This is a genomic window from Methylobacterium fujisawaense (assembly GCF_039619325.1).
In the GTDB taxonomy this organism is placed as follows: domain Bacteria; phylum Pseudomonadota; class Alphaproteobacteria; order Rhizobiales; family Beijerinckiaceae; genus Methylobacterium; species Methylobacterium fujisawaense.
In genome coordinates, this window is sequence record NZ_CP155000.1 from 3,358,386 (window position 1) to 3,379,141 (window position 20,756).

Genomic DNA, 20,756 nt, shown 5'->3' on the forward strand with positions numbered 1-20,756 from the left:
TGAGCTATTGGGACATGAGTTGCCCGATCTGGAGGCGTGAGTTCGTCAGGGCAGACCAAACATAGAAGATTCGCAGCGCACTGGTTGACGTACCCAACGGTTTGCAATCTTCATCGCTGCTAATCAGCGGCAGCATTAGACAGCATGGTGATTACCCCCACACGAACACCAACTTTCAAGCGAGAACGATCTACTCAGAGGCGAATTCTAAAAGGAAAATCTTATGTCAGAGGGATTAGCAGCCCGCACCGTCGCGGCGGCCAACGGCGTGGCCCAGGACGCGGCCTTCGGGGCCGTCATCGCGCCGATCCATCTGTCGACGACCTTCAAGTTCCCGGCCTTCGAGCAGGCCGGCCCCTACGATTACTCGCGCCTCGGCAATCCGACGCGCGACGCGCTCGCCGACACGATCGCCAAGCTCGAGGGCGGCGCCCGGGCCGTCATGGTCGCGAGCGGCATGGCGGCCCTCGACCTCGCCCTGTCGAGCCTGCGACCGGGCGACCTGCTCGTCGCCCCGCATGATTGCTATGGCGGGACGCACCGCCTGCTCAGCTTCCGCAGCGCCCGGGGCCATTACCGGGTGACCTTCGTCGACCAGACCGACCCGGAGGCGCTCGCGGCGGCGCTGGCCGAGAGGCCGAAGGTCGTGCTCATCGAGACCCCCAGCAACCCGTTGATGCGGGTGGTGGATATCCGGCGCGTCACCGCGGACGCGAAGGCCGTCGGCGCGCTGGCGGTGGTCGACAACACCTTCCTGTCGCCGGCCCTGCAGCAGCCGATCGCCCTCGGGGCCGATCTGGTCGTGCATTCCACGACGAAGTTCCTGAACGGGCATTCCGACGTCATCGGCGGCGCGGTGATCGCCGCCGACAAGGCTGTGGGCGAGGAGCTGGCCGCCTGGGCGAACACGATCGGCGTCACCGGCTCGCCCCTCGACGCCTACCTGACGCTCCGGGGCCTGCGCACCCTGTTCGTGCGGGTGGAGCAGCAGCAGCGGAACGCGGGCCGCCTCGCCGCCTTCCTGGACGCGCAGCCCGCGGTGGCCCGCGTGCACTATCCGGGTCTGACCACGCATCCGGGGCACGCCCTCGCCCGATCGCAGCAGGCGGGCTTCGGCGCCATGCTGAGCTTCGAACTGGCGGGTGGGCGCGAGGCGGTGAAAAGCTTCGTCGAGGCCCTGCGGGTCTTCACGCTGGCCGAGTCCCTGGGCGGGGTGGAGAGCCTGGTCGCCCACCCGCCGACCATGACGCATGCCGCGATGGATCCGGAGGCGCGCGCGATCGCCGGAATCACGGACGGGCTGCTGCGCCTGTCGGTGGGCCTCGAGGCCGAGGCCGATCTGCTGGCCGATCTGTCCCGGGCGCTGGAGGCAGTCGCCAGCACCTGAGGTAATCGAGTGCTGCGGCGGGGCAGGGGATGCCTGCTAAGCTGGTGGCGGTCATCTTGTGGCGGGCGGCAATGACTCGCCGCTCCTCCAGCCTCGCCCAGAGCCGCCCGATGAAGTAGTGATCGGCTTTGATCCGGCCCGGACAGCGAATCGGAGCTTGGTTGCAATCGGCCGAGATCAAAAGCTTTGCACCCGCCTTTCGTATGTGTTGACGGAAACATGGCTGGAGCAGCCACGACCCACAGCGGCACACCTGGATCAGCCCAGTGCAATGCAAGCCGGTCACGTCAAAGCTGACGTCGTGCCCAAAAGACCGGGATGCTTCCTCGTATCAAGCGGCACGGCTACCGGCCGCTGCCCCGCAAAGAACTGAAATAAGCTCCCTATACTGCCGTGCCTGTCATAGGCCGCGGCTCCTTTCGGAGAAACCGAAGCCGCCTCAACATTTTACCTCCGTCCAAGCGAATTCACTCACGTCGCCTTGCGTTTCCTGACAGGCATGCTAGTTTCCTTCTGGGACTTGCGCAGTCGGGCGATGGTTCTGCCGGTCTCATGGTTTCTCCCAAGGACTCAGCTTCGTCGGCTCCGGCCGACGAAGCTCTTTTCTTTTTGTTTCTGCTCCGCCGCGGTGCGCAGGGCGCCTCAAGCGGAATATTCAGCCGCAGCGCAAAAGCAACGAATTGCAGAGCATGCAATTGCCTACGACTTGTTATAACCGGAGGCAGCCGATTTCAGCGGCAGGACAAGCAGAGCTGACAAAGCCGATAACAGCCAAGCTCAGCGGAGATCCTCCGCGTAGGCCCGTCGATCACGAATCATCCATGGTGAATCCGACCTTCAGCGTAACCTGATAGTGCTGAACCTTTCCGGCATCGATGTGCCCGCGTGTCTCTAGTACCTCAAACCAGCGCAAGTTGCGCAGCGTAACGCTTGCACGACCTATTGCCGCCTGAATCGCTTCCTCAATCGAAATCGTAGAAGATCCGACCAGCTCCGTGACTTTATAAACATGTTCTGACATGGATTGCTCCTCTGAAGTGAGATTTTTGCGGCTATGCACTCCGACGTTTTTTCCATTCAAGCCAAAACCGGCCAATGGGATTTACGTACATGCAACGATGCTCTTCGTAAGTCCGCGCCAGTTCGACGAGCCGTTCTGGCGCGGCCTTGTAACTTAGATGCCCCACCGACTGAGATGCGTGTTTTGGAATAAGCATACCCCTTTGGGAGTGCTGTGACATCAACGAGCCGAGCGGCGCACTATGGGGAGGCTACGAGTCCGGCCCTACGGTCACAAGTCGCGTCGCGACGGGCGCTGGTCGCGAGCATGCAGAGGGATCGGCCAAACTCGGCGCCGTTGTGCAGGTAAGCTGGGTCGAATTCAGCGAGGGCCTTGAGACGCTCAAAGTCGGGGATGGTAAGGCGGCGCTGGTCGAACACGATCTGGCCACTGTTCCGCAAGGATCGGAGCACACGGTTGGCGTGCACCGGCGAGATCCCGACTACGTCGGCGATGTCTCCCTGGGTCAAACCGAGCTCGAAGCTGGTCTCGTCTGCCAATCCCACCGTCCTAAGTCGGACCAGGAGCTCGCAGAAGATGTGGGCCAACTGCTTGTCGGCCGCTCGCCCGGTACTCGCCAGCCACTCTTGAAATATGCTGAGCTTGACCAATGTCATCCACCAGAAAGCCCGCGCGATGCGTGGGTAGACCTCGATTAGATCCGCTATGGCTTGGCGGGGAATCTCGGCCACTCTGCAGGGGGTAAGAGTTCCAACCGTGTTGCCGAGCATAAAGGGTAGGGGCCGGTGTCCGTCGCAGAGGTCCCCTGGCAGGATCAGAGAGATAACGCGACGTGTCCCCCCTGGCCAAAGTTTGTAGCGGCAGGCAATGCCGCTCAGGATCAGATGGACGCTCTGGGACGCGCCGTCCACATCGACGTCAGTGTGCTGGGGAACCGCTCGCGCCCGAAAAGGCAGATCGTAGAGCGCCTGTCGCTCCACTTCAGACAATCGGCCAGCCTGCTCCAATCGCGCGACCAAGCGGCTGCGCAGCAGCTCGTCTCCGCTGATCCGCCCCGTACCGGCGGCGTTCGAGGTATCGTGGTTCATGGAATGGCTACTCGGCCGCAACCTGTGTACGTCACATTCCCAGTCGGAATTTTAGTTTCTCACCAGGATCGCAGGGCTGTCAACTTGATCCTCCGGCATAGGGCAGCAGGAGCTTCGCGCGCGATCTCTCTTCATGCGCGTGGCGCGACGGAGGGATCGAATAAAGTAAACAAGCCAGGCGAGTTCGCTCGCGAAAAAACCATCATGTCTGGCTAGCCGTTCAGAACTCAACTTCTCGAATGCTTCGTCGACTCGATCTCATTGCGCAGTCGAAAACAGCCAGAGACACGCAGACAATAGAAATTGTTCGTGACGTTATTGAGTGCAGCTGATCCGGAACACGCGCGCTCATATCTATTTGCCACTTGTCCTCGGCTCAACGACCAATGCGAAGTGACGATGCTCTGCGGCATCTGCCCTAGTGCGGCTCGCTCCAAGGCTCAGATGTATTCGCAAAGGGCGAAATCGATCGTTAGGACACCAACCGCAGCGACTCATATCGGCCGATTTGTACGAACCGCCGTTGCCCGATTGCGACACGTCGGAATTGATATGCGGTGAAAGGGTCAACGCCAGGTTTTTCCTCTTGAGCTTAGCCTGTGACTGTGAGGAAATCCGCCGAAGGCCCGGTCGCGCCTGGGCCAAGCGCGCATGAAGTCGCGAAGGGGGACCTGGAGATGATAGGAGTGTCGAAGTGGTCAGGGTGTTCTTTCGGAGCGTTGGCCCTGGTCAGTACGACAGCGGGCGCGGCTGACATTGCGACCGTTGCGCCTTCCCCTGTTGCCGCAGAGCACTGCAAGGCTGCGATTTCAATCCCCGTCTACGGGCCAACCATCAAGGCGAATCCGAACCCTGCCTGCCTCGAGACGGCGATCGGCGACATCTACGTCGGCGGCGCTGTGTCCGGCATGGCCTATCACTTTTCACCCCCTTTTAGCCCACTCTCACCGGTCTTCCCGGTCCCGCTGAACTCGGGACGCGACGAGCAGAATCGGGTCGACTTCACCAATTTGATGGCCACGGTGCAGAAGGCCGACGGTCCGTTCCAGTTCTACGTTCAGGCCGGCCTCTACTCGTTCCCGCTACTCGGCTTCCCACTCTACTCCTCATTCGACCAGAATACACAGTTTTTCGGACCGGTGCCGATCGCATTTGGCAAATACCAGATCAACGACGAATGGTCAGTTCAGGGTGGCCGGATGTTCGGAAACATCGGCTCGGAAGGGTTGTTCACGTACCAGAGAATCAACATCTCGGGCGGCCTGCTGTTCAACCAGGAAATTTTCCTTAATCAGGGTGTACAGCTCAACTATTCGAGCGGACCGTGGAACGCCTCGATTGCGGTCACCGACGGCTTTTTTTCCGGTGATCTTAACTGGGTAACCGGCCTCATCACCTACAAGATCGACGATAACAGCACAATCGGCATCAACGGCGGCACCCATTTCCAGAACTTTGACAGTCGGTTCCGCGGCTCAAAGTTTCAGGTCGCGACACCAGTCACTCTGCAGAACAGCAGCATCGTCAGTGTGAACTACACTTACACGAATGGCCCGTGGACGATCACGCCCTACGGTCAGTTCACGAGCGTCGACCGGGATGCACGCCTCGGGCTTGCGGGCGCCGAGACCTACGGCGGCGCCCTGCTCGTCGCCTACAACTTCACCGATTGGTTTTCGATCGGCGGTCGCGTCGAGTACATCGCTCAGAACGGCAGCCGGCTTAACCCGGGCATCACCACCAACCTGCTCTATGGCGCGGGTAGCTCGGCGGCGTCTTACACGATCACGCCAACCTTCACCTTCGACCGCTTCTTCGTTCGCGGCGAGTACTCGCACGTTGACCTATATGGCATCCAGATCGGCGATCTGGCCTCCGGCACGCTCGGCACCGGCTTTGGCCGCACTGGCAACGTGAGAAAGCAGGACCGCTATATGGTCGAGGCCGGCTTCACCTTCTGAACCGAACAGGCCACTTCCGAGCGCGGCCGCGGAGCGATGCGGCTGCGTGGTGAATTGCTGGCAGCGTCTGCGCGGCCGGCAGGGAGCAAGAGTCCGCCCGCGTCTGTATCTAGATGTTCGGTCCCGGCATGTGGTGTGACGGATCGAGCCTGAAGCGTTCGGGCTCTTTCGTCCAGGTCTGGCAGATGAACTCGTAGGGCGTGAGGCCGCGCAGGGTCTTGAGCCGGCGTCCGTAGTTGTAGGCGTCCACGAACAGCTGCAGGTGCAGCCGGAGCTCGTCATGGTTGGCGTAATGGTAGCGCTTGACCGTGGCGTCCTTGATCGTGCGGTTCATCCGCTCGACTTGACCGTTATCCGGTATGTACCTGTGCGGTGCCTTCTCGTTCCGCTGCTCTCCCCGGAGAACGGCATTATGGTGAGCCCATCTGGGACGCGGGGCACCGGGAGCACGAAGGTGCGGGCAGGCCGTCGATAGACAGTGGGCTGAGAGCCCGAACTCGTTACATGGCCGCCCCTTGCGACTTTCCCGGATGCGCTGCGAGCGCGGATCAGTAGGTGTCGTGTTGCCCGCCAGCTCCCGTTTTTGTCGACGAACCATCATGGGGAGTGGGCATGCGGATTATCGGACTGGATATTCACCGCGCCTTCGCGGAAGCGGTAGCGTGGGATGATGGCAAGCTGAGGCGGCTGGGTCGCGTCGACATGCGTCGCGATCTTCTGACCGCCTTCGCTGAGCAACTTTCGGCGGATGACGTCGTGGTCGTTGAGGCCACCGGCAATGCCTCGGCCGTTGTGGCGGTTCTCGCGCCGCACGTGAAGAAGGTGGTGATCGCCAACCCGATGCAGGTGCGGATGATCGCGCATGCCAAGATCAAGACCGACACGATCGACGCCGGCGTGCTGGCGCAGCTCTACGCGAGCGGGTTCCTGCCGGAGGTGTGGGTTCCAGACGAGCCGACCCAGGCGCTGCGCCGGCAGGTTACCCGCCGCAACCAGATCGTCCGGCAGCGATCCCGGCTAAAAAACATCATCCAGTCGATCCTGCACAGCCACCTGATCCCATCCTGTCCCCACGCTGACCTCTGCGGGGCCAAGGGCCGGGCCTGGCTCGTCGAACAGGTCGTGCCAGAGGACGAACGGCTCGCGATCGAGCGGCACCTGCGCGAGTTTGACAGGCTTGGCGAGGACCTGAAGGTCATCGAGCGCGATCTCGCCCGTTCGGCCCTCGCTGACGAAAGCGTCAAGCGACTGATGACGGTCCCCGGCATCGACATGGTGGTGGCGCTTGCGTTGACAGCGGCCATCGGCGAGGTGACCCGCTTCGACGAGCCGCAAAAGCTTGTCAGCTACCTCGGTCTGAACCCGAGCGTGCGGCAATCAGGACCGGGACCCGCGCACCACGGCCGGATCACCAAGCAGGGTCGCGGTCACGCCCGCGGCATGTTGGTCGAGGCCGCCTGGGCCGCAGCCCGCGCTCCAGGCCCACTCCGAGCCTTTTTCCTGCGGGTCAGGGCGCGACGCGGCCAGCACGTTGCCGCTGTCGCAACCGCCCGCAAGCTCGCGGTCGTGATCTGGCATCTTTTGACCAAGAGCGAGAGCTACGTCTGGGCCCGCCCCTCGCTTCACGCGAAGAAGCTTCGCGATCTTGAGCTGAGGGCCGGCTACAAGGCGGCTCGCGGTCAGAAGGGGGCAGCTCACGCCTACAACAGCAAGAGCCACCGCGATGGGGAGCGGCGCTGGGTCGAACAGGCTGAGACGGTCTACGCCCGCTTCGTGACGGGCTGGAATCCGCAAGGGCCCAAGAAGGTGCGCACGGGCGCCGCAACTGAGGTGCGCCGATAGAGGCTGCGCGGCAGGGCTCCCACCTCACGCCCTGCTCTTCGCCACGCGGTCGCCCGTGCGCCAGCCGAAAATAGCGCAGATCTACGAAGAAAGCTCTTGTCGATTACATCAGTCGTCCACGGGCAGCGCGGCTTGGTCAGGCGATGCTCGATCTTGGTCTGCTCGCACGCCCAATCGAACGAGTGCCAGCGGTAGATGCGCGGCTCGTCGCGCTCTGCCCAATAGGCAGCCGCCTTGGCCTCAGCCTCCTCGTCCACCGGATGATTGTCGGCGAACTGGATGCCATTATCTGTCAGCACCGTGTGGATCGTGTACGGCACGGCAGCGACCAGATCATGGAGAAAGGCTGCCGCAATCCGTTGTGTGGCCTTCTCATGCAGTTGAACGAAGGCGAACTTGCTCGTGCGGTCGATGGCCACGAACAGGTGTAGCTTGCCCTGTTCGGTGCTGACCTGCGCGATGTCGATGTGGAAGTAGCCGATCGGGTAGGCCTTGAAGCGCGAGCGCTTGGGCTTGTCGCCATCGACGTCCGGCAGGCGGCTGATGCCGTGACGCTTTCAAGCGACAACCGGAACTGACCCCTTCGCGTCACGAGGATCTGACCCCCATGCCGGTTTCCTCGCCTAGACGGGCGTGGGGTTGGGGACGATAGCGGCCCTCTGTAGAAGTCCGCTGCGACGCTTCTCGCGCAGGCGGTAGCTGTCACCGCGGATGGTGACGACGTGGCTATGGTGCAGCAGCCGGTCGAGGATGGCGGTGGCCACCACCGCGTCCCCGAACACGCTGCCCCACTCGCCCACCGCCCGGTTCGAGGTCACCAGCATCGCGCCGCGCTCGTAGCGGCGACTGACGAGCTGGAAGAACAGGTGCGCGGCATCCGGCTCGAACGGCAGGTAGCCGAGCTCATCGATGATCAGCAGCTTCGGCTTGGCATAGTGCGTCAGCCGCTCCTCCAGCCGCCCCTCGGCGTGCGCCTTGGCCAACTGCGCCACGAGCGTCGTGGCTGGGGTGAACAACACGCCGTAGCCGGCCACGATCGCCGCACGCCCGATCGCCACCGCCAGATGCGTCTTGCCCACCCCGGGTGGTCCGAGGAGCAGCACCGCCTCACCGTTGGCGATGAAGCGGCCGGTGGCGATCTCGCGGATCTGCGCCTTGTCCAACGAGGGCTGTGCGCCGAAGTCGAAGCCGGTCAGGTCGCGCACGAACGGGAAGCGGGCCAGCCCGAAGGCCATGTCGATGCGCCGCTGATCGCGCCGGGCGATCTCCCGCTCGCAGAACAGCGTCAGCGCCTCGCGGATCGTCAGTTCGCCCCGGCCGGCCTCGTCGATCAGGCTGTCGAGTTGGTCACGCATGGCCGTCAGCTTCAGGCGGTCGAGCAGTACGGTGAGGTGATCGTGTTCCTCGCTCATCAGAAGCCTCCCCCGGCGACAGCCTCGTACTCGGCGAGCGGACGCAGCAGTTCCGGCGTCGCCACGAGAGGAGGCGGGTCGCGCCGATGAGCCGGTCGCTCACGGCTACCCACGAGCCCGGCCAGATGAGCGTCGTCGACCGCACGGCCGTGACGTCCCTTCAGTTCGGCATGCGCGGCGACCTCCCGTCCGCCGTGGTGGACGCGCACCACCGCTCCGCTCACGGTGACCCGCACCCGCTCACCGATCAGCCGCCAGGGTACCGAGTAAGCGTTGCCGTCGACCGCAACCGCGCAGTCCGCTCCGACCCGGCGCACGAGATCGCGCGCGGCGGAAAACGGCGGCACGCCCGCGAGCGGCCGTAGCGCCCGAGCCTCGTCGCGGGCGAACCGCTCGCCCGGCGCCTCGCCGGTCGTGCCGTGCACGCGCCGGTCGGCGACGTCCCGCGTCCAGGCATCGAGATGCGCCTCCAGGGCTGCGAAGCTCGCGAAGCGGCGGCCGGCCACGGCATTGTTCTTGACGTAGCCGACGCCGCGCTCGTCCTTGCCCTTCGTGCGCGCCCGGTACGGGGCGCAGGCCCGCACCCGGAAGCCCCAGTGGCGGGAGAAGGCGTGCAGGCGCGGGTGCAGGACGACCTCGCGGCTCACAGGGTCGTGGTGCAAGACCAGGGCGCGAGCGTTGTCGAGCAACACCTCGTGTGGCACGCCGCCGAAAGCCCGGAAAGCGCTCTCCAGCCCGGCGAACCAGTCCTCCTGCCGTTCGTGGCCGAAGGCACGCACGTGCAGGCGGCGCGAGTAGCCGAGCGTCGCTACGAACAGGGAGACCCGAGTCGGCACGCCGCCGATCTCGACGCGCCGTTCGCCAAAGTCGATTTGCATCTGCTCGCCCGGCCGCGTCTCGAACCGCACGCTCGCCCGCGCGGCGATCACCAGATCCCGCCGCAACGGCGCGACCGCCCGCTCCACCGTGCGCAGGCTGACGTGGATGCCCTTCTCGGTCGCCAGATCCTGGCGCACGACGTCGGCGTTGCCCGCATGCTGCCGGAAGCGTTCGACCAGCCAGTCCGCCAAGCCGTCGAGCTGCTTCGAGCGCGAGGGCGTCGCGCAGGGGCGCCAATCCCCCCGTCGCAGCCACTGCTTCACCGTGTTCTTCGAACAGCCAAGCTCGGCTGCGATCCGCTTCGCGCCCCAGCCGAGCGCCTGCAGCCGCATCATCGCCGACACGTCGTCCGGCGTCTTCATCTCGGCCCTCCACGGATCGTCCATCCGCGTCAGAGCCTGAGCCTCGTTCCTGATCATCTCGACCTCCTCGCTCATCGAGGGGGTCAGATCCTCATGGCGTCAGGGGGTCAGTTTGCCGTGTCGCCTGACAGACGCTGCAGGCAGCGATGCAGCGACGAGCGGGTCAGATGCGGCAGGCTCGGCTGCAGCGCGTAGAGGCAGTCGTCGAGCGGCAACAGGGTATGCCGTCGGAAGGCGACGATCACCGCCTCGTCCTCCAGGCTGCGCACGCTGGAGCGAGGCTCCTTCGGCCCCATCCGCGCATCCGTGCTGGTCCGGCGTGAGCGCCACTTCTGCACCGTCGTGGCGCTGATGCCGTAGCGCTTGGCGGCGGCCCTTACGCTCTCTTGACGAGCTTGGATTGCCCGACGGACCGTCTTGTATCTTGGAGTTGCCCGCCGGCGCAAAGCCAGCGAGGCTATATGGTGAGGGTCAGCCCGCGTCCGTCTGGGGCTCGCAAGCCCGCGACAGAGCAAGGTGCGGCCCTCACCGCCACAGTCCCGAACCCGGACAGCCGCTCGGGCCCGAGCCCGCATTTGCAAGGTAGGGTCATGGACGAACAACCCAGCATCTTCATCGGCATCGACGTGTCCAAGGACCGTCTCGACGTTCATCTCAGGCCGACGGACGAAGCCTTCCATGTCGCTCGGGATGCGAAGGGGCTTGAAGCCCTCACGCGCCGCTTCGGCAACCTCCCGGTTGCCCTCGTCGTCCTGGAGGCCACGGGCGGCTTCGAGGCGAACGTCGCTGCAGCGCTCGCAGCGGCCGGACTGCCGCTCTGCATCGTCAACCCGCGCCAGATCCGCGACTTCGCCCGAGCCATGGGCCGTCTGGCCAAGACCGACGCGCTCGACGCTGAGGTGATCGCCCTCTTCGCCGAACGCATCAGACCACCGGCCAGACCTCTGCCCGAGCCGGAGAGAAGCCACTTCGCCGAGCTCGTGAGCCGGCGGCGGCAGATTATCGGGATGATCAACATGGAGACCAACCGCCGCGACCAAGCCGTGGACAAGCAGCTGATGCGACGGCTTAGCCGCCACATCGCCTTCCTGGAGAAGGAGCTCTCAGAACTCGACGGCGACATCGGCCGAACATCAAGGCATCTCCGGTCTGGTGCGAGACCGAGGCGTTGCTCAAGTCCGTTCCTGGGATCGGCGACGTCACCGCGCGCACGCTTCTGGCTCAGCTGCCTGAACTCGGCACCATCGGCCGCCACCAGCTTGCCGCTCTCGTCGGCATCGCTCCGATCAACCGCGACTCTGGCCTGATGCGGGGCCGACGCTCCATCGCGGGCGGGCGAACGTCGGTGCGGGGTGTGCTGTACATGGCCGCCCTGACGGCGATCCGGCGAGGCTCTCCGTTCCGCCCCTTCTACGAGCGGCTCACTGAGCGCGGCCGGCCGAGAAAGGTCGCCCTCGTGGCGGTGATGCGAAAGCTCCTGGTGACGCTCAACGCCATCGTCCGCGACCGCACGCCCTGGCGGCCACTCACCGCTTGACCTTCAACACAGCCGCTCCGTCGTCGTGGCGCTGCCGTGGAGAACCTGTCCCATAGCGCGTCCCTCCATGCGGCGTCAGTCGTACCACCACACAGCGGGACCGAACATCTAGTGCTGCTGGAGCGCCTGCACGCGGCCGGCGCGATCGACTGGAGTCGAGCAAGCCTGGAGTGCCTCCGTCCAAGTCGAGATGGGGGCCCTGCGACCAGGCCGAACCCAACGGTCCCGGGCAATCCGGGGACGAAGCGCGACCTTGTGACCGACGCGCGCGGCACGCCGCTCGGCGCCATCCCGGCCCTGCGCAACGCTCGGCGTGGACGCCCGCGCCGCCGGCCCAACAAGGCCTATGATGCCCAGGCTCGGCGCCAGGAGTGCTGGGCGCGGGATCGTGCCGCGCATCGCTCGGCACGGCATCGAGCGCACCGAGAAACTCGGGTCCGGCGATGGGTCGTTGTTTGGTCGCGACCTTGCTTATTAACTCCCTTCTCGAATGCCCTTCTGCTTTGCTGCAGCATCGCCGCCAAATCTTGGTCGTTGCCGCAATTGGCCTCAATGGCCGCAGCACCACGCGCCTTGAGGCCGCCTAACCACGTGGAGTGCGCGGCCCGGGCCAACCCAGCCGCAAGACCCACCTCGGGATGGCCTGCGTCACGTCCGGGCCGAGGCGCCCGCATCCGCCTGCGGCGGAACTGTGAGCCGAACAGGTCAGGCCGCCACGGCGATGGCGGTGCTGGTCTAGGAGGGTAGAAGTTAAGGGATTGGGCGGGCGAGGGACGCAGCTGCGGCGGAGCCGGATGATTTCAGTCCCAGGAGTCGTGCACTCCGATACGCGTCGGGGACCGACAGAGCCCAAACGAAAAGGCCGGCCGCATGGCGTCCGATGATATCGATATCCGGAGCAGCGAATTTTGTTGTCAGCCAGGCTCCGACTAGGGTGAAAAATGCGAACCCTAATCCGCGCTGTGTTTTACCAATAAGGATATGACCCACACCGGGCAGCAGGATCGCCACTGCAAGGACGAGGTACGGGTTAGGCTGCGGTGCACGCATGGACTTCGCCAGGTTCATGGGCTGTACCTTTACTGATAAGATAGCGCGCGAGGTCAGTGGCTTGGGCGAGCAGTGGCTGCAGGACCTCCGGACCGACGTGCGGGACCGGAAACCGGTTCTCGCGAAGGAGCAGATAGGCGCCGCGCTCGCCTTGGCAGAGCTGCCTCACAATCCGAACTCCCCGAGGCGTGAGCAACACCTCCTTCACGCGTGGCTCGGTAAGGATTTCCGCGATGGGGGCATCGACGTGGCCAAGCAGATCGCTGGCCCCACGTGAGCCGCGCACCAGCGTCTCGCCTGGCCAACCGCGTGGGACGGGAAAGCGGGTCGAAAGCTCGGGCCCCGGCGCATAGAACTCGGCGCCGGCCACGCGGCGCAGGACGTCGAGAGTTTCCGAAAGCCCAGTTGCGCGGTGCACCGAAACGCTGAGCCAGAGCTGCGGTAGCCGCCGGAACGCGAGGGACTCGGAGATAAGCCTGACCTCGACCGGAAAGTCTTCGAAGCGGCCTGCGAGCGTGCCGTAGCCGGTACGATCACGACCGTGAACCGGATTCGCCAGAACGGACCCGCAGGGCTGGAGCATCCTCGCCCGTCCGGCTGACGCTGCCAGAGCGCGCCGGTAGAGCGCGTAGCCGGCAGCGCCGAGGATCGGAAGGGCGAGGAACTCGATCATGTCGACCTCAGTAGCCCTTGGGCTTCGGCCAGTGCATCGTGAACTGGTCGCCGCGCCGAACATACTTGTAGCGGTGCAGCACGAACCAAGCCGAAGCTGCGATGTAGAAGGCCATCATCGCGACAAGCTGCGTGCCGTAGCCCAAGAAGACGGCGAGGTAGGTCACGCTGCACAGGAGCAGTAGCAGCATGGACGGCAGTGGATGCAGTGGATGGACGTAGCCCCGCTGAATGGTGCCCAGCGGCCACTTGCGGCGGAACAGGACAATGGAGAGCGCCATCAGTGTGTAGCCGAGCAGCCCGGACAAGATCGAGAAGGTGATGGTCTGGTCGAGGGGGGTTGAGACGGCGAACATGATCGCGACGGGGACGAAGAACACGATCGAGCGGTAGGGCGTGTGGTAGACCGGGTGGACGGCACCGAACCACGCCGGCATGTAGCGATCGCGCCCCATCGCGAACCAGGCTCGCGACGCGTCGTTGATGCAGCCATTTGCAGAAGCAACGGTGGCGAACAGCGTCCCAAAGAACAGGAAGACTTCGAGCCAGCGGTTCCCCGTGAGCCTGCCCGCATCGTAGAGCGGCGTCACGGCCTGTCCGAGATATTCCCAGGGCATCAGGCCGGAACAGACATACCAGGTGGCAGTCGCCGCAATGAGGAGCGTGATCATGCCCGTCATAGTGCCAAGCGGCAGGGCGCGAGCGGGTGAACGCACTTCCTCGGCGGCCTGGGTCGTCCCCTCGATCCCGAGATAGAACCATAGGCCGAAATGCATGGCCGCCAGGATGCCGAGATTGCCGTAAGGCAGGCCGACGAGGAGCGCATCATGCTGCAGCACCGCGCCCGGGGCCCATGGTTGCGCCGCCACGAATAGAACCACGATGGCGAGGAAAGCCGCCGCCGTGATCAGGAGGTTCATGGTGAGCGAGGCGAGCACGCCGCGATAGTTCAGGAACGCGAGCGCCACGATGGTGAGCACCATAAAGGCGCGCTTGTCGACGGCGCCAGCTACGCCGAGATTGGTCAAGAACGCCTCAATGAGGTCGCCCGTCACGATAGCATTCGAGACCTCGAGCATGGTGTAGGCCATCACGAGGTACAGACCGACGTTGAAGGCGGCGAGTGGTCCGATGATGTGCTTGGCCTGCGCGTACTGCCCCCCGGCGGCAGCCACCGTCGAGGTGATCTCGGAATCGATCATCGCCACGCAGGTGTAGAGGATGCCGGCGAGCCAGCAGGCCGTGAGGGCCGCGACCGGTCCCCCTTTTCCGACCGCGAAGTTCCAACCCATGAACTCGCCGACGAGCACGATCCCGACCCCGAGTGCCCAAACGTGACCGGGCCCGAGCACACGAAGGAGCGCGATTTTCTTGGCCGGGGCAGCCGCCGCCACTAAAGGAGCTTCTGCCAGTCGGATGTCAGGGGCGTGAAGCCCCGGCTGAGGAGCAACTTGAACGTTCTGCATCACGACCTCGCTGCCGTCTCGCCGACCTCGGCATCCACAATCTCTCCCTCCTCAGAGGAAAGGAGGTAGTCCTCACTAAAAGCTTTGTTGGTGCGGATGAGATTGACGCCCATCCAGAGCGCGAGCGCAGCGGCTATCGCCCAGGCGCTCCAATTCATGATGTCGACCATGACGGGTATCCTTGCAGGAAGGAGATAAGGCCGGTCCAGATCGCGCCTGCAGCGAGGCCGCGCTTAGCGCGCCTTGGGGCTTCGATCGTCTCCGAACCGCTCGGCAATGACGTCGCGATACTCGTAGTCCGAGTAGCGAAACATAAAAACGAAATAGCCGATGATGATAATCGCAGTAAATGCGAGAGCTACCCAGTTGAAGCTGTAATCAAAGCGGGTGCCGATGATGCTTGCGGCCTTCTCGGCTGAAAATCCGAGTTTTTCCCACTGAGCCGCCATGGTAGCGTTCTGTCCGAGCGCCTGCCAGGACGGGTTCGGGTACTCCGTGGTCGTTGTCCCGCCGCCGGCCAACTTGAGCCAAAGCGGCAAATACAGCGTAATAAACACGAGAACGAGCATCAACAACGCGTCGAAGATCTGACCGGCGACCGATTGCGTCGGCGGCTCATAGGGCAACTTCTTCATTTGCTCGCTCCTTCGCTCTTTCGTACGTCACGGAGTTGGTCGAGATAGAAGATGTCGGTGCCGTAGATTGCTGCCTTATCTTCGGCGTAGTGCTTAATCATGGCAGTTATCGAGGCCGTATTAAGCAGAAGAACAACAAACCCAATTCCGGCCATGGGAATAAGAAGATTAGTGTCCTCAAACACCCGCCACATGCTCCAAAATGTGAATGCATAGAGCAGCCAGACCGCGAGCACGGCGCATGCCGCTGCTGCACAGTCACGTTTGAACATTGACGAGATCCGGGGATCCTGGTGCAGCATGGCACGCCCTCCGCTAAAATAATTTCTTTCTGGGAACTGCCCGTTCTTTTGTGGAAAGATCCTGCCACAAAGGCTGTGATGTCAAGACCCCAATCGGGTCGGATGAGGCGCAAACACGAAATTTTGTGCCGATTGAATCACGAGGTCGGAGCGTGACCGTTGAATTTGGTGGTCGTGGAGAGTGAGTGGGCCGCCATTGTAGCGGCGGTGGATCTGCCTCGCTGCCCCCGAAACCGCCGTGTTCTCGGCCTAGAGTCAGGGCTTGACGGCGGTTCGCTTATGGAGAAAGTTTGCTTCTCAGCAGGAAGGTGCGATAGCGGTCGAGCAGGTATACTGACGCAGTTCACCTAACGTCGCGCTCGTCGTAGCTGGGTGATAAGTGCGGCCTAAGTTTTGCCTAGCGCACTTGGAGTCTTCACCAGGGTTTCCCTGTCCAACCCAGGCTAGTGCAGCTCCGTTGGAAATGTATAGGCTTTCAGAAATACGAGGTGGTTCTTAGTTTTTCTGCTGGTCCGCTATTCAGCCTCCGACCCAGGTGCGCAGGAGGGATCTTTATAGCAGTTGCGGCATCTCTCGGCGTCACCGCAAACGGCCGCGAGCCGGTTCGTACCCGTCCAGTGCCCGCCGGCCGTGTTTCCCGAAAAGAAAATTTCGTGACCCTCAGTTGACGCCGCGCGCAGAGTGTGCGAGCAGTAATCACATCGAGCTGTGATACGGAGAACTTGCGATGTGTGGTATTGTCGGTTTGTTCTTGAAGAACCCCAAGCTTGAGCCACAGCTTGGCAGTCTTTTGTCCAATATGCTGGAGACGATGACCGATCGTGGTCCGGACAGCGCGGGCTTTGCCGTGTACGGCTCGGACGCCTCGGGCGTAAAGCTGACACTGCGCGGTCCTGATCAGGCTGCGCTGCGCAAGGCGGTTTCCGGCCTTGAAGAGGTCTTTAAGCGCACGTTCGACAAGGCGGAGCGCGACACGCACACCGTGCTGTCTGTACCGGCCGAGCGCGAAGAGCAGATTCGGTCCTGGCTCAAGGCCAACACGTCCGGCATCGATATCGTCAGCTCGGGCCGCCGTATGGAGATCTACAAGGAGGTTGGCCTCCCAGCTTCTGTCGCCGAACGGTTCAAGCTGGCCAGCATGTCGGGCAGCCACGGCATCGGCCACACCCGCATGGCGACCGAGAGTGCCGTAACCACGAATGGCGCGCACCCGTTCTCCACGGGCACGGACGAGTGCCTCGTGCACAACGGCTCGTTGTCGAACCACAACGACATGCGCCGCCGCCTCGAGCGCGAGGGCCTGAGCTTCGCCACCAAGAACGACACCGAAGTTGCTGCCGGCTACCTGAGCTGGCGCATGCGGGAGGGCGCATCGCTTAAAGAAGCGCTTGAGTCGAGCCTAACCGACCTCGACGGTTTCTTCACCTTCGTCGTCGGAACTGAGACCGGCTTCGCGGTCGTGCGCGACCCGATCGCCTGCAAGCCCGCCGTCATGGCGGAGACGGACGATTACGTCGCCTTCGGTTCCGAGTATCGCGCCCTCGTCGGCCTCCCTGGCATCGACAAGGCCCGCGTCTTCGAGCCCGAGCCGGCCAAGGTCTACGCCTGGGAGCGCCACTGATGCCGACCTATGACCTGAACAATGCGCCTTTGCGCGAGCTCAACCGTGCGCTTCACGCGCTACGGCCGGACACCAACGAGACGCAATGGACTGTGCGGGGCCCGGACGGGCGCCACGCCATCGCAGCGGGCCTCGACGCGCCGATCAGCGTCGAGATCGAGGGCAACGTCGGCTACTACTGCGCGGGCATGAACAAGCTCGCGAGCGTGGTCATCAACGGCAACGCGGGGGTGGGTGTCGCCGAGAACATGATCTCTGGCTTCGTCCACGTACGCGGGGACGCCAGCCAATCGGCGGGCGCCACGGCGCATGGTGGCCTCCTCGTGATCGACGGCAATGCAGGTGCTCGCTGCGGCATCTCGATGAAGGGCGTCGACATCGTCGTGAAGGGCTCGATCGGCCACATGTCGGCCTTCATGGCCCAAGCTGGCACGTTGACCGTGCTGGGCGACGCCGGTGAGGCGCTCGGCGACTCGCTCTACGAGGCCAAACTGTTCGTTCGTGGCTCGGTAAAGAGCCTCGGCGCCGACTGCGTCGAGAAGGAGCTGCGCGACGAGCACCGCGAGCAGCTCTACGCCAAACTGAAGCTGGCTGGACTCGCGGGCGAAATCGATCCGTCCGAGTTCAAGCGCTACGGCTCGGCGCGCAACCTCTACCATTTCCACGTTGACAACGCCGGAGCCTACTGATGGCCGAGCATTCGAAGGATCCGCGCGGCACCCCGCGCACTAAGCCGCGTTTCTCCGCGACTTACACGCCCGACGTGATGTCCGAAATCCGTCGCGCTGCGGCCACTGGCATCTATGACATCCGAGGCGCTGGCGCGAAGCGCAAGCTGCCGCACTTCGACGACCTCCTATTCCTCGGCGCCTCAATCAGCCGGTACCCGTTAGAGGGCTATCGCGAGCGCTGCGGTACGGAGGTGGTGCTCGGCTCCCGCTTCGCGAAGAAGCCGATCGAGCTGAAGACTCCGGTCACCATCGCCGGCATGAGCTTCGGCTCCCTCTCGGCGAATGCCAAGGAGGCGCTCGGCCGCGGCGCCACGCTCGCGGGCACCTCCACCACCACGGGCGACGGGGGCATGACGCCGGAGGAGCGTGGTCACTCGCAGAAGCTCGTTTACCAGTACCTACCCTCGCGCTACGGCATGAACCCGGATGACCTGCGCAGGGCCGACGCGATCGAGGTCGTGATCGGGCAGGGTGCCAAGCCCGGCGGCGGCGGCATGCTGCTTGGCCAGAAGATTACCGAGCGGGTCGCTGGCATGCGCTGCCTGCCGCCCGGGGTCGATCAGCGCTCGGCCTGCCGCCATCCGGACTGGACGGGTCCGGACGATCTCGAGATCAAGATCGAGGAGCTGCGGGAGGTCACCGACTGGGAGAAGCCGATCTACGTGAAGGTTGGCGCGTCGCGGCCCTATTACGACACCGCGCTTGCGGCGAAGTCCGGCGCCGACGTGGTGGTGCTTGACGGTATGCAGGGTGGCACCGCGGCGACGCAGGACGTCTTCATCGAGCACGTCGGCATCCCAACGCTGGCGGCAATCCGCCCCGCCGTGAAGGCGCTGCAGGATCTCGGCCTGCATCGGAAGGTGCAACTCGTGGTGTCGGGCGGCATTCGTTCTGGCGCTGATGTGGCCAAGGTGCTGGCGTTGGGCGCCGACGCGGTCGCGATCGGCACCGCGGCACTGATCGCGCTCGGTGACAACGACCCTCGCTGGCAGGCCGAGTACGAAGCGTTGGGCACCACGGCTGGCGCCTACGACGACTGGCACGAGGGTAAGGATCCGGCCGGTATCACAACGCAGGACCCGGAACTTTCGAAGCGCCTCGACCCCGTGCTCGCGGGGCGGCGGCTCGCGAATTACCTCGCGGTCATGACCCTGGAGGCGCAAACCATCGCCCGGGCCTGCGGCAAGAGCCACCTGCACAACCTTGAGCCTGAAGATCTGGTGGCGCTCACGATCGAAGCCGCTGCGATGGCCCAAGTGCCGCTCGCGGGCACGGGCTGGGTCCCGGGCATGACGGCTCTCTAAGAACACTGCAAAGGCCGCGCCTTCCGGGGGGCGGCCTTTGCCAATAAGGCACCCGATCCATCTCCGCCCTAGGGAGGGCTTCGCGATGACGCTCGATCTCGAGACCGCCGCCAAAGAGCGCGGCATCAAGTACTTCCTCGTCTCCTACACGGACCTGTTCGGCACCCAGCGCGCCAAGCTCGTACCGGCCGCCGCTATCCGCAGCACTTGCAAGAACGGGGCGGGCTTCGCCGGCTTCGCGACATGGCTCGACATGAGTCCGGCCGATGCAGACCTCGTCGCGGTACCCGATCCTGACGGGCTGATCCAGCTGCCCTGGAAGCCCGAGGTTGGCTGGCTGCCCGCCGACCTCGTGATGGATGGCAAGCCCGTCGAGCAAGGTCCGCGCAACATCCTCAAGCGTCTGATCAAGGACGCCGCCCGTGACGGGCTGCAGATGAAGACCGGGGTCGAATGCGAGTTCTTCCTGATCACGCCCTGCGGCTCCGAGCCGGCGGATCTGGCCGACAAGCAGATGAAGCCCTGCTACGATCAGTCCGCTTTGATGCGCCGCTACGACGTCATCACCGAGATCTGTGACGCGATGCTCGCGCTCGGTTGGAAGCCGTACCAGAACGACCACGAGGACGCGAACGGCCAGTTCGAGATGAACTGGGACTACGACGACGCGCTCATCACGGCCGATCGGCACGCCTTCTTCAAATACATGACTCGCTCGATTGCCGAGAAGCACGGGCTGCGAGCGACCTTCATGCCCAAGCCCTTCATGGATCTGACGGGCTCAGGCTGTCACGCCCACGTCTCGGTATGGCGCGACGGGCAGAACGTCTTCAGCGACAAATCCGATGAGATCGGCATGTCGAAGGAGGGCTACCACTTCATCGGCGGCCTGATCCATTCGGCCGACGCGCTCGCGGCGATTACCAACCCGTGCGTGAACTCCTACAAGCGCATCAACGCGCCGCGCACCACGTCGGGCGCCACTTGGGCTCCAAACACCGTGACCTACACGGGCAATAACCGCACTCATATGATCCGCATCCCGGACGGTGGACGCTTCGAGTTCAGGCTCGCGGACGGGGCGGCGAATCCTTACCTCCTGCAGGCCGGCATCCTGGCCGCGGGCCTCGATGGGATGCGCAACCGCCGCGATCCAGGCAAGCGTCTCGACATCAACATGTACACCGACGGTCACACGGTCGAGGGTGTCAAGCAGTTGCCGTTGAACATGCTCGATGCAATGCGGGCACTCGATCGCTGCGACGTGCTGAATGACGCGTTCGGTAGCTTCGTACCGAGCTACCTCAAGCTCAAGCAGGAGGAGTGGAATTCCTACTGCCGCCACCTGACCGATTGGGAGCGCGACAACACGCTCGATTGCTGAGGTCGTGGCGTCGCCGGGCGGCACCGCCGCCCGGCGCGAATGACAAGTTAGCCCAGTACACCACGACCTATCCGCGGTCACAGATCACGCTGAAGGCAGCAC

At 63.9% G+C, this 20,756-nt stretch carries 16 protein-coding genes and 5 pseudogenes; 9 read left to right on the plus strand and 12 right to left on the minus strand.

Annotated elements, in window-relative coordinates; all coding sequences use genetic code 11:
• Positions 1-223: 223 nt before the first annotated feature.
• A complete protein-coding gene (gene metB / locus ABC766_RS15975; protein ID WP_345818916.1) occupies positions 224-1,387 on the plus strand; it encodes a cystathionine gamma-synthase in 1,164 nt (387 codons plus the stop codon).
• Between the two features lie 808 nt (positions 1,388-2,195).
• On the opposite strand, the gene ABC766_RS15980 is transcribed toward metB, so the two are convergent.
• Entirely contained in the window at positions 2,196-2,408 is a 213-nt protein-coding gene (locus ABC766_RS15980; RefSeq protein WP_345818918.1) for a dodecin, read from the minus strand.
• 239 nt (positions 2,409-2,647) lie between these two features.
• Positions 2,648-3,496 (minus strand): Crp/Fnr family transcriptional regulator, encoded by an 849-nt coding sequence (locus tag ABC766_RS15985; protein ID WP_345818920.1) that lies wholly within the window; start codon positions 3,494-3,496, stop codon positions 2,648-2,650.
• A 677-nt stretch (positions 3,497-4,173) separates the two neighbouring features.
• Here ABC766_RS15985 and ABC766_RS15990 point away from each other — a divergent pair.
• A complete protein-coding gene (locus tag ABC766_RS15990; protein WP_427902242.1) occupies positions 4,174-5,457 on the plus strand; it encodes an outer membrane beta-barrel protein in 1,284 nt (427 codons plus the stop codon).
• A 109-nt stretch (positions 5,458-5,566) separates the two neighbouring features.
• On the opposite strand, the pseudogene ABC766_RS15995 reads toward ABC766_RS15990, so the two are convergent.
• Positions 5,567-5,812 (minus strand): annotated as a pseudogene (locus ABC766_RS15995) (integrase core domain-containing protein); the annotation flags it as partial.
• Positions 5,813-6,084: 272 nt separating this feature from the next.
• Here ABC766_RS15995 and ABC766_RS16000 point away from each other — a divergent pair.
• Positions 6,085-7,299: an IS110 family transposase gene (locus ABC766_RS16000; RefSeq protein WP_427902310.1), complete on the plus strand. Its 1,215-nt coding sequence runs from the start codon at positions 6,085-6,087 to the stop codon at positions 7,297-7,299.
• A 95-nt stretch (positions 7,300-7,394) separates the two neighbouring features.
• On the opposite strand, the pseudogene ABC766_RS16005 reads toward ABC766_RS16000, so the two are convergent.
• From ABC766_RS16005 to ABC766_RS16020, 4 genes and pseudogenes are all read right to left on the minus strand, one after another.
• Positions 7,395-7,856, minus strand: a pseudogene (locus tag ABC766_RS16005) (DDE-type integrase/transposase/recombinase); the annotation flags it as partial.
• Positions 7,857-7,922: 66 nt separating this feature from the next.
• Complete coding sequence (gene istB / locus ABC766_RS16010) at positions 7,923-8,711, minus strand: IS21-like element helper ATPase IstB (RefSeq protein WP_127991182.1); 789 nt, start codon at positions 8,709-8,711, stop codon at positions 7,923-7,925.
• Positions 8,711-10,009: an IS21 family transposase gene (istA, locus tag ABC766_RS16015; RefSeq protein WP_427902312.1), complete on the minus strand. Its 1,299-nt coding sequence runs from the start codon at positions 10,007-10,009 to the stop codon at positions 8,711-8,713. The genes istB and istA overlap by 1 nt, the downstream gene beginning before the upstream one ends.
• A 74-nt stretch (positions 10,010-10,083) precedes the next feature.
• Positions 10,084-10,404, minus strand: a pseudogene (locus tag ABC766_RS16020) (IS481 family transposase); the annotation flags it as partial.
• 138 nt (positions 10,405-10,542) lie between these two features.
• Here ABC766_RS16020 and ABC766_RS16025 point away from each other — a divergent pair.
• Positions 10,543-11,489, plus strand: a pseudogene (locus ABC766_RS16025) (IS110 family transposase).
• 105 nt (positions 11,490-11,594) lie between these two features.
• Positions 11,595-11,942: pseudogene (locus tag ABC766_RS16030) on the plus strand (IS5/IS1182 family transposase); the annotation flags it as partial.
• Positions 11,943-12,519: 577 nt separating this feature from the next.
• Here ABC766_RS16030 and ABC766_RS16035 read toward each other — a convergent pair.
• From ABC766_RS16035 to ABC766_RS16055, 5 genes are all read right to left on the minus strand, one after another.
• Positions 12,520-13,212 (minus strand): hypothetical protein, encoded by a 693-nt coding sequence (locus ABC766_RS16035; RefSeq protein WP_287080776.1) that lies wholly within the window; start codon positions 13,210-13,212, stop codon positions 12,520-12,522.
• A gap of 7 nt (positions 13,213-13,219) precedes the next feature.
• The gene (locus tag ABC766_RS16040; RefSeq protein WP_287080775.1) at positions 13,220-14,677 is read right to left on the minus strand and encodes an APC family permease; all 1,458 of its coding nucleotides are present in this window, start codon (positions 14,675-14,677) and stop codon (positions 13,220-13,222) included.
• Positions 14,677-14,847, minus strand: coding sequence for a hypothetical protein (locus ABC766_RS16045; RefSeq protein WP_287080774.1), 171 nt, complete (start codon positions 14,845-14,847; stop codon positions 14,677-14,679). The genes ABC766_RS16040 and ABC766_RS16045 overlap by 1 nt, the downstream gene beginning before the upstream one ends.
• Positions 14,848-14,910: 63 nt before the next feature.
• Complete coding sequence (locus ABC766_RS16050; RefSeq protein WP_345818931.1) at positions 14,911-15,312, minus strand: hypothetical protein; 402 nt, start codon at positions 15,310-15,312, stop codon at positions 14,911-14,913.
• Positions 15,309-15,614, minus strand: coding sequence for a hypothetical protein (locus ABC766_RS16055; protein ID WP_287080773.1), 306 nt, complete (start codon positions 15,612-15,614; stop codon positions 15,309-15,311). Before ABC766_RS16055 ends, ABC766_RS16050 begins: the two co-directional genes overlap by 4 nt.
• 727 nt (positions 15,615-16,341) lie before the next feature.
• On the opposite strand from ABC766_RS16055, the gene ABC766_RS16060 reads away from it, so the two are divergent.
• From ABC766_RS16060 to glnT, 4 genes are all read left to right on the plus strand, one after another.
• Positions 16,342-17,235: a class II glutamine amidotransferase gene (locus ABC766_RS16060; protein WP_287082014.1), complete on the plus strand. Its 894-nt coding sequence runs from the start codon at positions 16,342-16,344 to the stop codon at positions 17,233-17,235.
• The gene (locus tag ABC766_RS16065; protein ID WP_287082013.1) at positions 17,235-17,924 is read left to right on the plus strand and encodes a protein glxC; all 690 of its coding nucleotides are present in this window, start codon (positions 17,235-17,237) and stop codon (positions 17,922-17,924) included. Before ABC766_RS16060 ends, ABC766_RS16065 begins: the two co-directional genes overlap by 1 nt.
• Positions 17,924-19,270: an FMN-binding glutamate synthase family protein gene (locus ABC766_RS16070; protein ID WP_345818936.1), complete on the plus strand. Its 1,347-nt coding sequence runs from the start codon at positions 17,924-17,926 to the stop codon at positions 19,268-19,270. Before ABC766_RS16065 ends, ABC766_RS16070 begins: the two co-directional genes overlap by 1 nt.
• Before the next feature lie 85 nt (positions 19,271-19,355).
• On the plus strand, positions 19,356-20,654 hold the full coding sequence (gene glnT / locus ABC766_RS16075; RefSeq protein ID WP_345818937.1) for a type III glutamate--ammonia ligase: 1,299 nt from the start codon (positions 19,356-19,358) through the stop codon (positions 20,652-20,654).
• The last annotated feature ends 102 nt before the right edge of the window (positions 20,655-20,756 follow it).

Excerpts from the sequence above, each read along its gene's own strand:
- ABC766_RS15990 (WP_427902242.1), top strand. The coding sequence starts at position 4,174 with ATGATAGGAGTGTCGAAGTGGTCAGGGTGTTCTTTCGGAGCGTTGGCC.
- ABC766_RS16070 (WP_345818936.1), top strand. The coding sequence starts at position 17,924 with ATGGCCGAGCATTCGAAGGATCCGCGCGGCACCCCGCGCACTAAGCCG.
- ABC766_RS15985 (WP_345818920.1), bottom strand. The coding sequence starts at position 3,496 with ATGAACCACGATACCTCGAACGCCGCCGGTACGGGGCGGATCAGCGGA.
- istA (WP_427902312.1), bottom strand. The coding sequence starts at position 10,009 with ATGATCAGGAACGAGGCTCAGGCTCTGACGCGGATGGACGATCCGTGG.
- metB (WP_345818916.1), top strand. The coding sequence starts at position 224 with ATGTCAGAGGGATTAGCAGCCCGCACCGTCGCGGCGGCCAACGGCGTG.
- ABC766_RS16065 (WP_287082013.1), top strand. The coding sequence starts at position 17,235 with ATGCCGACCTATGACCTGAACAATGCGCCTTTGCGCGAGCTCAACCGT.
- ABC766_RS16040 (WP_287080775.1), bottom strand. The coding sequence starts at position 14,677 with ATGCAGAACGTTCAAGTTGCTCCTCAGCCGGGGCTTCACGCCCCTGAC.
- ABC766_RS15980 (WP_345818918.1), bottom strand. The coding sequence starts at position 2,408 with ATGTCAGAACATGTTTATAAAGTCACGGAGCTGGTCGGATCTTCTACG.
- istB (WP_127991182.1), bottom strand. The coding sequence starts at position 8,711 with ATGAGCGAGGAACACGATCACCTCACCGTACTGCTCGACCGCCTGAAG.
- ABC766_RS16050 (WP_345818931.1), bottom strand. The coding sequence starts at position 15,312 with ATGAAGAAGTTGCCCTATGAGCCGCCGACGCAATCGGTCGCCGGTCAG.
- glnT (WP_345818937.1), top strand. The coding sequence starts at position 19,356 with ATGACGCTCGATCTCGAGACCGCCGCCAAAGAGCGCGGCATCAAGTAC.
- ABC766_RS16060 (WP_287082014.1), top strand. The coding sequence starts at position 16,342 with ATGTGTGGTATTGTCGGTTTGTTCTTGAAGAACCCCAAGCTTGAGCCA.
- ABC766_RS16055 (WP_287080773.1), bottom strand. The coding sequence starts at position 15,614 with ATGCTGCACCAGGATCCCCGGATCTCGTCAATGTTCAAACGTGACTGT.
- ABC766_RS16035 (WP_287080776.1), bottom strand. The coding sequence starts at position 13,212 with ATGATCGAGTTCCTCGCCCTTCCGATCCTCGGCGCTGCCGGCTACGCG.
- ABC766_RS16045 (WP_287080774.1), bottom strand. The coding sequence starts at position 14,847 with ATGGTCGACATCATGAATTGGAGCGCCTGGGCGATAGCCGCTGCGCTC.